Origin of the sequence: Oceanobacillus sp. E9 (assembly GCF_001741975.1) — a bacterium.
GTDB lineage: Bacteria > Bacillota > Bacilli > Bacillales > Amphibacillaceae > Oceanobacillus > Oceanobacillus kimchii.
In genome coordinates this window covers 288927-302647 of record NZ_LSNA01000005.1, presented here as the reverse complement: position 1 = coordinate 302647, position 13721 = coordinate 288927, and the positions used below count along the sequence as shown (strand labels likewise).

Sequence of the window (13721 nt, the reverse complement as noted above, 5' to 3'; positions counted from 1 at the left end):
ATTATCAAATGAATTCAAATTTATTATGCTTCTACATATTGGTATAAGGTAATAAATATCGAAAATAAATATATATGGAAGATACAATTAATGATATAAATACGATAATCAATCCAAATTTCATAAAACGGAGAAAAGGTATTTTTTCACCTGCAGTTTCTGCCATCCCCGCAACAACAACATTTGCTGAAGCACCAATTAGCGTAGCATTTCCTCCTAAACAAGCTCCTATAGCTAGTGCCCACCATATTGGGTCCAAATAAATCATTCCATAAGATTCAAATTCTTGAATTACTGGGATCATAGCTGCAACAAATGGAATATTATCAATAAACCCAGAGAATATCCCAGACATCCATAATATAAGTATTGTAGTCGTTACATAATCCCCTTCTGTAGTTGCAACTAATAATCTTGCTAGTTCATCAATAATACCGACCTGTTCTAATCCCCCAACAATAGTAAATAAACCAATAAAGAAAAATAATGTTACCCATTCTACTTTAGAAAATACTTTTTCAGTATGTAAATCCTTTTCTGTAAGTAGTAAAAGTAGAATAGCCCCTGATAGAGCAATAGCTGTCATTGACACATGTACAATTGAATGGAGTATAAAGCCCATTATGGTTAGCAATAGCACACTTACTGATTTATATAATAAAGGAGAGATTAATAATTTTTCCTTTGCGTCTAGCTTTACTATTTTCTCAACTTCTGGTCGTGCTTCTTTTAAGGATTTGCGAAATATAACTAACAAGAATAATATCTGAATAACAAACATTATTATTGCCACTGGTCCTGTATGTTGTAGAAATGATAGGAAAGTAAAATGATCGACAGCTTGTCCAATCATTATATTTGGAGGGTCCCCAATTAAAGTCGCAGACCCTCCTATATTTGAACTAAAAATGATCATTAATAAAAAGGGAAACAACGGTAAGTTTAGTAATTTCGTTATTTGAATCATAACAGGCACAAAAATTAGTACAGTTGTCACATTGTCTAGAAATGCTGAACCAATAGCCGTTAAAATACCAGAACCAATCAGTAAAGCAATCGGATTACCTTTTACTTTTTGCGCAAAACGAATTGCGATAAATGTAAATAGTCCTGTTTTTTCAGTGATTGAAATGAGAACCATCATCGAAAATAATAAAGCAATTGTATTCCAATCAATATATTGCGTAAATACCTCATCTATCGTATATACACCTGTTAATATTAAAAGAGTTCCACCCGCCAGTGCTATAATTGCTCGGTTAACTTTTTCCGTCATAATAAAAATATAACTTACGATAAAGATAATTCCTGTAAGAATCACTTCCATATATCTTATCCTCTCGTTACAAATATTTATATCACCGTACTTATTCGTGTAAATCTCCCTGTGAAAACTGGGAGGTAGGATAACAGATACTATCTCCCACTAACTTGCTAAACGTCAATGGATACTTAATCATCCATTGACATAAGACTCCCTTATAAGACTATATGCAAAGATAGAGTGAAATATCTTCTTCTAAATTGAATTCTTAGGAATAAACTGTATTAGATGAGGACAAACACTTTCTAAAGGAGGCTTATAGTTTGAATAGAAATCAGTGGACTGCGTTATTATATGGATGGATTGCTTTATTCGGAATTTTAATCATTGCTAGTTTTATTCTGGCATTGCTGCTCAATTTCACAGAATTTAGCGAGTCAGCTTTAAGTTTAGTTACTTTAATAATTGGTATTGTAGCTCTTTTCATTGGAGGATTAATTGCAGGATTAAAAGGAAAAAACAAAGGATGGATGATTGGAGCTATGATTGGAGTAGGTTTCACATTATTAATATTTCTAGTGCAATATTTAGGTTATCAGCAAGGTTTTTCGTTAAAACAAACTGCCTATCATAGTCTTTATCTAGGTGTTGCACTTCTTGGGGGTATTATAGGTGTAAATTTATCAGGTACTACCGAGGTTGAATAAAGTAGATAATTAAAAAAGCTAATGGTGATGTATATGCCCTTTTAAAGCGCCACATCGTCATTAGCTTCTTTTATCTTCCCATAACTACATCTTATGTATATATGGGCTAAGTGAAATTAGTCTTGTTTAACTTCACGAATAGCATTACGATCGTAAGTTAACTTCGTACCTTCTGGTGTAATTAATACAATCGTACCTTCATCTAACGCATGGATTTTAGCGTGTAAGCCACCAATAGTAATGATATCATTACCTTTTTCTAAGTTATCCTGCATTTGTTTTACTTGCTTTTGACGCTTTTGTTGTGGACGAATAAGTAGGAAATAAAAAATCGCAAACATTATTATAATCCACAAAAATGGCATAATAGCTTCCATCTACTTCAACTCCTTTCTAAAAGTTCTTTGGATTAGCTTTGTTTAATCCATATTGTTCAAAGAATGACTCTTTGAAATCACCAAGTCGATCTTCTTTTATAGCAGTTCGGACTTGCTCCATTAATTTTAACAGAAAATGCAAGTTATGATAAGTCGTAAGTCTGAACCCGAATGTTTCATTACATTTTATTAAATGCCTGATGTATGCTCTTGAGTAATTTTTGCACACGTGACAACTACAATTCTCATCTATCGGATTAAAATCTCGAGCATATTTTGCATTTCTTACTACTAATCGTCCATTTGATGTCATGCATGTTCCGTTACGTGCAATTCGGGTTGGTAGTACACAGTCAAACATATCAATACCCCGAATCGCTCCGTCTATCAGTGCATCTGGTGAACCAACTCCCATTAAGTAACGAGGTTTATGCGATGGTAGAAGCGGTGTAGTAAATTCTAATACTTGATTCATTATATGCTTTGGCTCCCCAACAGAAAGTCCGCCAATTGCATAGCCGGGGAAATCTAACGAAACAAGGTCTTCTGCACTTTGCTTTCGTAACGCTTCATATTCGCCACCTTGAACAATTCCGAACAATCCTTGGTCATAGGGACGATTATGTGCCTGTAGACATCTTTCCGCCCAGCGAGATGTTCTCTCCACCGAAGCTTTCATATAATTGTATTCTGCTGGATATGGAGGACATTCATCGAAAGCCATCATAATGTCAGAACCAAGAGCGTTTTGAATATCCATTGCTTTTTCAGGTGACAAGAAAAGTTTCTCACCATTTAAGTGATTACGGAAATGGACCCCCTCTTCTTTTATTTCTCGCATATCGCTAAGACTAAATACTTGAAAACCACCTGAATCAGTCAGAATTGCTCCATCCCAATTCATAAACTTATGCAACCCACCTGCTTCACGTATAATATCCTCACCTGGGCGTAACCAGAGATGATACGTATTCGATAATATTATGTTGGCTTGCATAGATTGCAGATCTTCAGGACTCATTGTTTTTACTGTTGCCAAAGTCCCTACAGGCATAAATGTTGGTGTATCAAAGGAACCATGAGGAGTATGAACTCGTCCTAATCTTGCTCCTGTTTGTTTATCCGTCTTAATTAATTCATACGTTATAGGATTCATTTTATTCTTCCTTCTTATAAGATTAACATAGCGTCACCGAAACTAAAGAAACGATATTTTTCTTTCACTGCTTCATTGTAAGCATGAAGGATTGCTTCTTTACCAGCTAATGCGCTTATCATCATAATTAATGTTGATTTAGGTAAATGGAAATTTGTAATTAAACCATCAATCGCACGGAATTCATATGGGGGATAAATAAAAATATCTGTCCACCCACTTGTAGCAACAAACTTATCATGATCACGAACAACCGTTTCTAATGTGCGAGTAGATGTGGTTCCTACAGAGATGATTCTCCGACCTGTTGTTTTAGCTTCATTAAGTTTTTCTGCTGCTACTTCCGACATGGAATAAAACTCCGAGTGCATATCGTGATCTTCAATTGAATCGACACTAACTGGTCGAAATGTACCAAGCCCTACATGTAATGTGACAAAAACAATATTGACACCCATCGCTTCGATATCTGCTAACAACTTATCTGTAAAATGTAACCCGGCAGTAGGTGCAGCTGCAGAACCTTTCTCTTTTGCATAGACAGTTTGGTATCTATCTTGCTCAGGTAATTGCTCTTTAATATATGGAGGTAATGGCATCTCACCTAATTGATCTAAGATTTCATAAAAAATACCAGTATAAGAAAAAGTCATGATTCGTCCGCCGTGATCTTTAAGATCAATACAAGTCGCTTTTAACTCCCCATTACCAAATACGACTTCAGTGCCAATTTTTACTTTTTTAGCTGGTTTAACAAGTACTTCCCATGTATCTTCTTCTTGTTGATGTAATAGTAAAACCTCTATTTTTGCACCAGTATCTGATTTTACCCCATATAATCTTGCAGGCAGAACCTTTGTGTCATTTAATACCAAACAATCACCCGCTTGTAGATAAGTAGTAATATCTTTGAAATGACGGTGAGTGATTTCACTAGTTTGTTTATCCAAAACACATAAGCGTGAAGATGTTCGATCTTTAAGCGGTGTTTGTGCAATTAATTCTTCTGGTAAATGAAAATCAAAATCTTCTATTTGCATGTTTATCTCCTTCATTTAACGAAATCTTCCAATGACGAACATAATCAATGTCAGTATGATACTAATAACAATTGAAGTTACAATTGGAAAATGTAATGTAAAATTACCTTTATTTATTGTAATATCCCCGGGTAATCTGCCAATAAACGTCCACAGAATACCAATTATGATAAAAACAACTCCAATGATAATAAACATTTTACCCATGTTTAGTCTTCACCAGTCCTTTTTATTCCTAAATGGTCATACGCCTTAGACGTAATGACTCTTCCCCTGGGTGTCCTTTGGATAAAACCAAGCTGTAATAAGAAAGGCTCATAGACTTCTTCAATCGTTTGCGATTCCTCACCGATAGTAGCTGCAATTGTGTCTAAGCCTACCGGTCCTCCATGAAACCCTTCAATAATTCCTAAGAGTAGTTTATGATCAACATGATCTAATCCTGCATCGTCTACTTGAAGCATATTTAATGCTTCTTTTGTTGACTCCAGACTTATTTCCTCTTCTCCTTTTACTTGAGAAATGTCTCTCACACGTTTTAAGAGCCTATTGGCAATTCGCGGCGTACCCCTTGATCGTCTTGCCACTTCAATAGCTGCTTTTGAAGCGATTGGCATGTTAAATATATCAGCAGTACGCTCTACAATATTGCATAAATCTTTTATCTCATAATACTCGAGACGGCTGAGTACTCCAAACCTATCGCGCAAAGGAGCACTTAATAAACCGGCTCTTGTTGTAGCTCCTACTAACGTAAAAGGAGGCAAATCAATTCTTACAGATCGCGCACTTGGACCAGAACCAATAACAATATCAATAAAGAAATCCTCCATAGCAGCATAGAGTACCTCTTCTACCGATCTAGGGAGTCGATGCACTTCATCAATGAATAAAACATCACCCGGCTCAAGGGATGACAATATTGCTGCTAAGTCTCCTGCTCTTTCAATAGCAGGACCTGAAGTGGAACGAAATTGAACACCCATCTCATGAGATATGATTGATGCTAGGGTCGTTTTCCCTAACCCTGGAGGACCATATAATAACACATGATCTAACGGTTCTTCACGCATTTTAGCTGCTTGAATAAAGATAGTTAGGTTTTCTTTTACTTTATCTTGCCCAATATATTGGGCAAGCGTAGATGGACGCAGACTAAATTCTATCTCTACATCTTGATCTTGAAGCTCTCCGTCTATCATTCGATCATCCATTTATTCTCCTCCCCCTTCCTATTTTGCTAATAATGCTAATGCTTTACGAATAGCTTCATCTGTACTTAACTCAACATTTTCTTTTTTCAAATGAGGCAGTACTTGCTTAACCTCTTTATCTGTATATCCTAATGCTTTCAGTGCTTCCATCGCTTCAGAGTACACTTCATTATCATTAACATTAATGCTTCTACTCTTTTGCTGTTCATCTGATACGGAGAATACGCTTGCTAACTTTCCTTTTAAATCAAGGATTATTTGTCTTGCTGTCTTTTTACCAACACCTGGAAAACTAGTTAAAAACTTATCATCTTCATTCTCAACTGCAGAAATAAATCCTGAGATATCCACTCCTGCCAAAATGGCTAAAGCTCCTTTTGGACCAATTCCTGAAACAGATATTAGCTTTGTAAATAAGTATTTCTCATCCTTATTTCGAAACCCAAATAAAATTTGTGCATCCTCTCGTATATGATGATAGGTTTGTATATGTATTTGCTGATTGAGTAAATCTTGAAAAATAAAAGGATTTGGGCACACTATTTCATAACCAATTCCACCTACATCCACAATGAGCGATTCATCCCCTAAGGAAACCAACGTCCCTTTAACATATGCAATCATTATTTTCATCCCCTATTTAATTACATAAGAGAATGAATAAACTTCTATTTCATTGTGAAATAGAAGCCTAAACATTCCATTAACTAATTACTTTCTTCTAAATTATGATGGATATCTTGAACGTCTTCACTTTCCTCAAGCGCATCTATTAACTTCATCATTTTTGCTTCATCTTCTGATGATAGTTGATTATAGTTTTGCGGGATTAATGTCACTTCAGAGTCAGCTAGAGTGTATTCATTTTCCTCTAAATATTTTACAACTTCTTGAAAATCTTCCGGTTCTGTATAGAGCTCAAAAGCCCCCTCTTGTGGAACAACGTCTTCCGCTCCTGCTTCTAAAGCATCCATTGTTATAGTATCCTCGTCTAAAGTACCCTCTTCATTTTCAATAACAATATATCCTTTACGATCAAACATAAATGATACACTGCCATTTTCGCCAAGGTTTCCACCATTTTTTTTGAAAGCGTGGCGTACTTCAGCAGCAGTACGGTTCTTATTATCGGTAAGAACATTAACAATTACGGCTACTCCACCTGGTCCATAACCTTCGTAGGTTATTTCTTCATAGGTTGCTCCATCAAGAGAACCTGTAGCTTTTTTAATGTTACGTTCAATATTGTCATTTGGCATATTATCGGCTTTTGCTTTCTCAACAGCCGTACGCAACGCAGCGTTTGTATTTAAATCCCCGCCACCTTGCTTAGCTGCAAGATATATATCTTTAGCATGACGCATAAAAATTTTACCTTTTTTTGCATCTTGTGCATTTTTACGTTTTTGTATATTTTTCCATTTGGAATGACCAGCCATAAGATCTTCCCCTCTCTTCAAACTCTTTTTTTACTATATCAAAAAAAGCCTATTTGGAAAAGGGATAAAGACTTCTATCATTGATTCTTATCTAACTGAAATATATCTTCAAATAAGTGTTCAACCTGCTCTCCCATTTCTTTTGCCTGTAGTCTGGAGTCCAAGTTTTTCATTCGGTCCCACTGTATATCATCAGTATAAACAATAATTTCTTTATTGTTATCTTCAAGTTGCCTTTCAATATGCTTAACAAGTTTATCTCCAGTATCAGGATCTGCATGTTCCTTTAATATTACCCCTACTACAATGCGTTCTTCAGTAGATGCCACTTGTGCTTGTACAACATCTACCCTATTTCTCAATGACTCAGTTAAACGAATAGACTCCTCATTTGTGAAGGCATCGGTATAATGATTTGCACGAGTTTCATTTACACCATACTGTCTACTTTGAATATAGCCACCTTGATCTCCAATAGATTCTGGCTGATTAGAATTTTCCATCTCTTGGTCTTCAAAGTGTATTGGTTGTACTGATTCAGTACGGTTATTATTTTGCTGATCATTTGTTGTATTATCATCCGTACATCCCATTAATATGGTTCCAAAGAAGATGCTTGAAAAAAACAGATTATACATTCTCATAATAAAAACCTCCCTTAAACTTATTTTGTATAAGGAAGGTTCTTTTACACAGTTAAATATAGGTAATTTTACAGAACATCTAATTTATATCGCATGTAACTAACAGTAATAGCTGATTTCAAACTAATTTTACTTAGCCAAAGAATGAGAGCGGGGTAAATTGTCTATAAATGCCCGATATTGTTCAAAAGCCTTCAAGCCTTGCCTTTGTAAAATCCGAATGAATAGGTTTTGAAAACCCGCATCAGAAATATATACTCCTTTCCGCGGGCGACTGGTGAGCCTCCGGTTTCTACGCAATCCGGGGGTCTCACCTAGGCCTCACTCCCACAGGACAAGGAGAACCTCGACAGCATCGCACGCAGAAAATCGATTTTTGATTTTCAAGGAGTCTCCGTATATTTCTTACGCTTATTCTAGCTATCATCCGTCTTTTGAAAAAACCTTTTTGTTATGTCTCAACCTCACCGCTTTATTCGTTCTTAATATTACGAGGATGATTTTGGCGATTGAGGGTAGAATGGTGGTTTTGGATAAACTGAACGATGTTGATTATCTATAAATTGTGCAGGAAATGTTGGTTGAGAATTTGTTGGTCCTTGATTTTGTTGAGCATTCATTTGCGGATTTTGTTTGTTCATTTCAGACGTATTTTCATTTCTATGCAGAGCGTTATTTACAGAAGGTGTTGTACCTTGATATGGCGTAAAATAATTATCATTTACTGGTCTTCCATAGTCTTGAAACATTTGACCTTGATTCATATTGGACGACATCCAATTCATATTCTGAGCATTATTCATAGAATCCTCTGTATTATTTTGTTGTTGTACATTCATTGAATTTCCTGGTGAACCAAAATTATTTCCTTGCCACATCGCATTATTATCATTTCCTTGGTATCCAGTAAAATTCATTGAGGAATAATCTTTTCCCCCACATCCACAATCCCCACTATCTGATGCTCCCAATACTTCACCTTGTGACGGATGAAATCCATGACCAGGATGCATCATAGGCATTGGTGCAAAACAAGGATCAAAACATGGTGGCGGCGGACATGGTACAAAATATACTGGACCCGTATTTGGTGGGCAAGGCATTGGTGGACAAGGCATCGGCGGGCAAGGTACTTTGATTGCCCCTGGTGGACAGAAATCCTCCACTGGCTTTTCTTTTGGCTTCTCTTTTGGCTTCTCTTTTGGCTTTTCTTTTGGTTTTACTTTCGGTTTCTCCTTTGGTTTTACTTTAGGTTTTTCCTTCGGTTTCTCTTTTGGTTTCTCTTTTTTCACTTGCTCTTTCGGTTTTTCTAAGATTGGCATACTAGGCATAGAAGGCATTGAAGGCATCTTAGGTTGTGTTTGCATTTCCTTTATAGGCTTTTCTTTCTTATACTCATCTTCTTTTACTACAGCAATTGGTGTTGGAGACTGCTGCTTATAAGGATGCTGTGTTTCTTTTTTTGTTTCCTTCTTTTTAGCCTGCTGCGTCTCTTTTACGGATGTTTCTTTTTTTACTTGTTTTGCAGTACCTGGTATTTTTATTTTCATTCCTGGCATTATTTTTTCTGGGTTAGATAACTGTGTATTTACATCTTTTAATTCTTGAAAATCAACTCCATACTTTTTGGATAAATTCCACAATGTATCTCCCTTTTGTACAATGTGTATTTTCAAAATGAACGAACTCCTTTCCCTTCATTTCTGGGCTGGGCTAATACTCTATATCAGCATATGCACTAGAAATGAAAAGTTGCATATATGGAAAAAGCAGCTCTACATAATTCCAAGATCAAAGGCGCTTGGCCGGACGTGGCTAGTGGAGTCATTTAATCATCCACAGTACACATATTTTATAAATTCCTTCTGCAAACATAAAGCTATCGATTTAAATCGATAGCCAAAATATTGTTATACCTTAAATTTAGTGTTGTAACATATGATATACAGGATAAGTACCTAAAATCGTCACTTGACAACCAAGTGCTTCTAGCTCTGATTTTACCCCTGGAAATAGTATATCATCATATGGTTGATCCACATCAATTATAAAGAAATAATTACCTAACCCTGTCTTTGTTGGGCGTGATTCAATTTTAGACAGATTTAATTTTCTCCATGAAAACGCAGATAAAATCTGATGAAGAGCACCTGACTGATCATTTGGTAAAGTAATCAGCATCGTTGTCTTCTCAGAATCTTTTTTATGCCTAATGTGTACCTTCTCCGGATAATTAGATAAAACTAAGAATCGTGTATGATTATTAGGGTAATCATGAATATTTTCTTGCAAAATATGTAACCCATACTCTTCTGCTGCTAATCGATTTCCGATTGCAGCGATGGGTTCTTTTGAGTTACTTACAATTTCAGCAGCTTTTCCGGTTGAAGACGTATGTTTTGTTAGTGCGGAATGCAAATGGTGGTGTAGATATTGGTGACATTGTGCAATAGCATGACTATGCGAATATACTTCATGAATATCTGAAAGGGTGCTTGTCACTTCTTTGCGTACAAGTAAATGTTGTTGAATCGGCACTATTATCTCAGCAACAACCGGCAATCGTACTTGATGTATTAGATAATCAATGGTCAATTGGACAGTACCCTCAATAGCATTTTCTATGGGCACAACTCCAATGTCTACTTCTCCTTTATCCACCGCATCGATACATTCTGGAATTGTTCTATATCCATTTTTCATTTCCCCATTAAATACTGAATCTACTGCCATTTTAGTAAATGTACCTTTTGGTCCTAAATATCCTATACTAGTCACTTTACTTCCCCCTTGCAGCTACTGTTTCATCATAGTTACTCTATAAATTCAAATTCATACTCAAGTAATCTGACAACGTCTCCGTCTTGGGCTCCTCTTTCTCGTAAAGCTTTATCTACGCCCATTCCTCGTAGTTGTCTAGAAAAACGTTGTACAGCTTCATCGTGCTGAAAGTCAGTCATTTTAAATAATTTTTCTATACGTTGTCCATATAATACAAATGCACCATCTGGATCTCTCGTAATATGGAAAGGATCTTCTTCTTTTTGAAATCTGTAAACGACGGTATCGTCTGTTTCTTCTAATTCTTTTTCATATTTTGGAATTGTTTCTAATTTATCTGCAATAGCAAATAAGAGATCTCTTAACCCATCCTTCGTCAATGCAGAGATTTCATACACAGGTATATCAACTTCTAATTTATCTTTAAATTGAATGAGATTCTCTTGTGCATTTGGCATATCCATTTTATTCGCGGCAATAATTTGCGGACGATCCATAAGTTTTTCATCATAATCACTTAATTCTTGATTAATCATTATATAATCTTCATATGGATCTCTACCTTCTGTCCCTGCCATATCGATAACATGCAGAATAACTCTTGTTCGTTCTATATGTCTTAAAAATTGATGCCCTAATCCTACACCTTGTGATGCTCCTTCAATTAAACCTGGTAAATCTGCCAAAACAAAACTCCGTGAATCCTGAGTATCAACAACACCTAAATTTGGTGATAATGTTGTAAAATGATAATCAGCGATCTTCGGTTTTGCAGCACTAACAACAGACAATAAAGTTGACTTACCAACACTCGGAAAGCCTACAAGACCTACATCCGCTATTAATTTCAATTCTATCTTTATATTTCTCTCTTGACCTGGTTCACCATTCTCTGCCATATCTGGTGCAGGATTTCTAGGTGTTGCAAATCGTGTGTTCCCACGACCGCCTCGACCACCTTTTACAATCACTGCTTCTTGTTCGTGTTTTGTAAGATCAGCAATCACTTCTCCTGTATCTTCATCAATAACAGTCGTACCAGGAGGTACAGAAACTATTAATGGCTCAGCATTTTTTCCATGCTGCGTTTTACTCATTCCATTTTCTCCACGTTTTCCTTTAAAATGACGGTTATATCGAAACTCCATTAGTGTATTTAAACCTTCATCTACTTTAAATACAACATTTGAACCATTTCCGCCATCTCCACCAGCCGGGCCGCCTTTAGGAACATATTTCTCTCTACGATATGCTACAAGGCCATTACCACCATCACCAGCTTTTACATATACACTTACTTGATCGACAAACATTTTATTTCACCTCATTATTCTCTAGTTTGCGAGAATACGAATTGCAACCGGTCATTAAATCGTTCGATTTGTATATTTCCTAAATTACTTTGCCAAACGTCAACTGACATATTTGGAATATTTCCTTGTACACCAAAAATAATATTCCATTGGTCTTTTTTGATGTTATCTATTATTCGTATTTCCACTTCATACATGGAATCAGAATACAAATGATTCTGTAATACATGCATTATTTGATTACATTTACTTACTATCCATTGATCATCTATTGGATGATTATAAGTAGTGGAAGTTGCTTCAATAAAATAAGACATTGAATACGATCGATAGTATTGTTCGAATTCTAATATCCATAGCATTAAAGAAGGAGCTTTTAATTGCATTAATTTCCTCTCTTCTTCGTAATATGCAATCGCCTCATTTAATTTATCTTCTGCTTTTTCTACTTTCCCCATACTCAAATATCCAGATACTAGTTGTAATCGATTCATTAGATCATGACGATAATGTTGAATTATATGCAGTACATCCTCAGTCATCGATTTCACCTCATTAAAACTGAGTATAGCAGAAAAAGAGAGAAAGCAAAAGAAAGACTCATAAAAAGCAAGAGGAAAATTTTTAAGCAATAGAAAAAAGAACTCCAGCTATAATTAACCGGAGTTCTTTATCTTAAGCATAGAAAATTATGCTTCTTTAGCAACTGGATATACACTTACTTTTTTACGATTACGACCATAGCGTTCGAATTTCACAACACCGTCGATTTTTGAGAAAAGCGTGTCATCTCCGCCGCGACCCACGTTCTCACCTGGGTAGATTTTTGTTCCACGTTGACGATAAAGGATAGATCCACCAGACACAAATTGACCGTCCGCACGCTTAGAACCTAGGCGTTTCGATTCAGAATCACGTCCGTTTTTGGAACTACCTTGCCCTTTTTTCGTAGAGAAAAATTGTAAATCAAGACGTAGCATAGAAGTGCACCTCCTTATTTATAATTCACTTGCATATGATCTCCGTATTCCGCTTCAATCGTTTGAAGAGATACCATCATACCTTCTAATAGTAGCTGAACGCGTTCAGCTACCTGCAGATCCAGGTTTTCAGGAATTTCTACATATAAGTAGCCTCCGTCTTTCCCTTGATCAATATGCAAATCTGTATCACATAATTTAATTACTGCATTCACTCCTCCAAATGATACAGCAGATACTCCTGCGCAAACAAGATCATAACCATATGGTCCACTATCTGCATGTCCAGAAAGTTCAAATGCTGTTATTTGGTTATTTGTTTGGAATACAGTAACTTTAATCATTATAATCCACAGAACCTTTATGCATTAATTTTGTCGATTACTAACTTCGTATAAGGTTGACGATGACCTTGTTTACGATGATAGTTCTTTTTCGGCTTAAACTTGTGTACATCAATTTTCTTTTGACGACCATGTTTCTCTACTTTTGCAGTAACAGTAGCACCGTCGATTAATGGAGCACCAACTTTAACGTCATCCCCACCAATGAATAGTACTTTGTCAAACGTTACAGATTCATTTACATCAGCTGTAACTTTCTCTACATAGATTTCTTGGCCTTCAACTACTTTAATTTGCTTACCACCAGTTTCAATAATTGCGTACATGTTCTTGCACCTCCTCATTCAACTCAGACTCGCCATTTAGGTAATCCAATACGGATTTTCAAATGTACAGCATAAACAACAAATGCTGTTTACACTTTTTACACTCACCTATTCTGTGCGGTTGTAGCACGGGTGC

At 36.0% G+C, this 13721-nt stretch carries 17 protein-coding genes and 1 other annotated feature; of the genes, 1 reads left to right on the top strand and 16 read right to left on the bottom strand.

What is annotated here, in order from left to right; translation table 11 throughout:
• Positions 1 to 31: 31 nt before the first annotated feature.
• Positions 32 to 1327: an ArsB/NhaD family transporter gene (locus tag AQ616_RS05135; protein WP_017797143.1), complete on the bottom strand. Its 1296-nt coding sequence runs from the start codon at positions 1325 to 1327 to the stop codon at positions 32 to 34.
• Between the two features lie 260 nt (positions 1328 to 1587).
• Here AQ616_RS05135 and AQ616_RS05130 point away from each other — a divergent pair, with 260 nt between their 5' ends.
• Positions 1588 to 1971, top strand: a complete 384-nt coding sequence (locus AQ616_RS05130) for a TIGR04086 family membrane protein (protein WP_017797144.1) — start codon at positions 1588 to 1590, stop codon at positions 1969 to 1971.
• A gap of 116 nt (positions 1972 to 2087) precedes the next feature.
• Here AQ616_RS05130 and yajC read toward each other — a convergent pair whose 3' ends face one another.
• The 15 genes from yajC to rplU form a co-directional block, all read right to left on the bottom strand.
• Entirely contained in the window at positions 2088 to 2348 is a 261-nt protein-coding gene (yajC, locus tag AQ616_RS05125) for a preprotein translocase subunit YajC (RefSeq protein ID WP_017797145.1), read from the bottom strand.
• A 16-nt stretch (positions 2349 to 2364) separates the two neighbouring features.
• The gene (gene tgt / locus AQ616_RS05120; RefSeq protein ID WP_017797146.1) at positions 2365 to 3504 is read right to left on the bottom strand and encodes a tRNA guanosine(34) transglycosylase Tgt; all 1140 of its coding nucleotides are present in this window, start codon (positions 3502 to 3504) and stop codon (positions 2365 to 2367) included.
• A 14-nt stretch (positions 3505 to 3518) separates the two neighbouring features.
• Positions 3519 to 4544 (bottom strand): tRNA preQ1(34) S-adenosylmethionine ribosyltransferase-isomerase QueA, encoded by a 1026-nt coding sequence (queA, locus tag AQ616_RS05115; RefSeq protein ID WP_017797147.1) that lies wholly within the window; start codon positions 4542 to 4544, stop codon positions 3519 to 3521.
• 15 nt (positions 4545 to 4559) lie between these two features.
• Positions 4560 to 4751, bottom strand: coding sequence for a DUF2905 family protein (locus AQ616_RS05110; RefSeq protein WP_017797148.1), 192 nt, complete (start codon positions 4749 to 4751; stop codon positions 4560 to 4562).
• A gap of 2 nt (positions 4752 to 4753) precedes the next feature.
• Positions 4754 to 5758 (bottom strand): Holliday junction branch migration DNA helicase RuvB, encoded by a 1005-nt coding sequence (ruvB, locus tag AQ616_RS05105; RefSeq protein WP_017797149.1) that lies wholly within the window; start codon positions 5756 to 5758, stop codon positions 4754 to 4756.
• Between the two features lie 18 nt (positions 5759 to 5776).
• On the bottom strand, positions 5777 to 6382 hold the full coding sequence (gene ruvA / locus AQ616_RS05100) for a Holliday junction branch migration protein RuvA (RefSeq protein ID WP_017797150.1): 606 nt from the start codon (positions 6380 to 6382) through the stop codon (positions 5777 to 5779).
• A gap of 83 nt (positions 6383 to 6465) precedes the next feature.
• Complete coding sequence (locus AQ616_RS05095) at positions 6466 to 7197, bottom strand: YebC/PmpR family DNA-binding transcriptional regulator (protein ID WP_017797151.1); 732 nt, start codon at positions 7195 to 7197, stop codon at positions 6466 to 6468.
• A 77-nt stretch (positions 7198 to 7274) separates the two neighbouring features.
• Positions 7275 to 7841 carry a YhcN/YlaJ family sporulation lipoprotein gene (locus tag AQ616_RS05090; protein ID WP_017797152.1) on the bottom strand — a complete coding sequence of 189 codons (567 nt, stop codon included), beginning with the start codon at positions 7839 to 7841 and terminating at the stop codon, positions 7275 to 7277.
• Positions 7842 to 8329: 488 nt separating this feature from the next.
• Positions 8330 to 9517: a SafA/ExsA family spore coat assembly protein gene (gene safA / locus AQ616_RS05085; protein WP_069685215.1), complete on the bottom strand. Its 1188-nt coding sequence runs from the start codon at positions 9515 to 9517 to the stop codon at positions 8330 to 8332.
• Positions 9518 to 9764: 247 nt separating this feature from the next.
• Positions 9765 to 10619, bottom strand: a complete 855-nt coding sequence (gene pheA, locus AQ616_RS05080) for a prephenate dehydratase (RefSeq protein ID WP_017797154.1) — start codon at positions 10617 to 10619, stop codon at positions 9765 to 9767.
• A gap of 35 nt (positions 10620 to 10654) precedes the next feature.
• Positions 10655 to 11935, bottom strand: coding sequence for a GTPase ObgE (gene obgE / locus AQ616_RS05075; RefSeq protein WP_017797155.1), 1281 nt, complete (start codon positions 11933 to 11935; stop codon positions 10655 to 10657).
• A gap of 14 nt (positions 11936 to 11949) precedes the next feature.
• Complete coding sequence (locus tag AQ616_RS05070; protein ID WP_017797156.1) at positions 11950 to 12477, bottom strand: Spo0B domain-containing protein; 528 nt, start codon at positions 12475 to 12477, stop codon at positions 11950 to 11952.
• A gap of 147 nt (positions 12478 to 12624) precedes the next feature.
• Positions 12625 to 12915, bottom strand: a complete 291-nt coding sequence (gene rpmA / locus AQ616_RS05065; RefSeq protein ID WP_011066439.1) for a 50S ribosomal protein L27 — start codon at positions 12913 to 12915, stop codon at positions 12625 to 12627.
• A 14-nt stretch (positions 12916 to 12929) separates the two neighbouring features.
• The gene (locus tag AQ616_RS05060) at positions 12930 to 13259 is read right to left on the bottom strand and encodes a ribosomal-processing cysteine protease Prp (RefSeq protein WP_017797157.1); all 330 of its coding nucleotides are present in this window, start codon (positions 13257 to 13259) and stop codon (positions 12930 to 12932) included.
• 17 nt (positions 13260 to 13276) lie between these two features.
• Entirely contained in the window at positions 13277 to 13585 is a 309-nt protein-coding gene (gene rplU / locus AQ616_RS05055; RefSeq protein ID WP_011066441.1) for a 50S ribosomal protein L21, read from the bottom strand.
• 15 nt (positions 13586 to 13600) lie between these two features.
• Positions 13601 to 13718, bottom strand: a sequence feature (ribosomal protein L21 leader region).
• Between the last annotated feature and the right edge of the window lie 3 nt (positions 13719 to 13721).

Excerpts from the sequence above, each read along its gene's own strand:
- AQ616_RS05135 (WP_017797143.1), bottom strand. The coding sequence starts at position 1,327 with ATGGAAGTGATTCTTACAGGAATTATCTTTATCGTAAGTTATATTTTT.
- yajC (WP_017797145.1), bottom strand. The coding sequence starts at position 2,348 with ATGGAAGCTATTATGCCATTTTTGTGGATTATAATAATGTTTGCGATT.
- tgt (WP_017797146.1), bottom strand. The coding sequence starts at position 3,504 with ATGAATCCTATAACGTATGAATTAATTAAGACGGATAAACAAACAGGA.
- queA (WP_017797147.1), bottom strand. The coding sequence starts at position 4,544 with ATGCAAATAGAAGATTTTGATTTTCATTTACCAGAAGAATTAATTGCA.
- AQ616_RS05110 (WP_017797148.1), bottom strand. The coding sequence starts at position 4,751 with ATGGGTAAAATGTTTATTATCATTGGAGTTGTTTTTATCATAATTGGT.
- ruvB (WP_017797149.1), bottom strand. The coding sequence starts at position 5,758 with ATGGATGATCGAATGATAGACGGAGAGCTTCAAGATCAAGATGTAGAG.
- ruvA (WP_017797150.1), bottom strand. The coding sequence starts at position 6,382 with ATGATTGCATATGTTAAAGGGACGTTGGTTTCCTTAGGGGATGAATCG.
- AQ616_RS05095 (WP_017797151.1), bottom strand. The coding sequence starts at position 7,197 with ATGGCTGGTCATTCCAAATGGAAAAATATACAAAAACGTAAAAATGCA.
- AQ616_RS05090 (WP_017797152.1), bottom strand. The coding sequence starts at position 7,841 with ATGAGAATGTATAATCTGTTTTTTTCAAGCATCTTCTTTGGAACCATA.
- obgE (WP_017797155.1), bottom strand. The coding sequence starts at position 11,935 with ATGTTTGTCGATCAAGTAAGTGTATATGTAAAAGCTGGTGATGGTGGT.
- AQ616_RS05070 (WP_017797156.1), bottom strand. The coding sequence starts at position 12,477 with ATGACTGAGGATGTACTGCATATAATTCAACATTATCGTCATGATCTA.
- rpmA (WP_011066439.1), bottom strand. The coding sequence starts at position 12,915 with ATGCTACGTCTTGATTTACAATTTTTCTCTACGAAAAAAGGGCAAGGT.
- AQ616_RS05060 (WP_017797157.1), bottom strand. The coding sequence starts at position 13,259 with ATGATTAAAGTTACTGTATTCCAAACAAATAACCAAATAACAGCATTT.
- rplU (WP_011066441.1), bottom strand. The coding sequence starts at position 13,585 with ATGTACGCAATTATTGAAACTGGTGGTAAGCAAATTAAAGTAGTTGAA.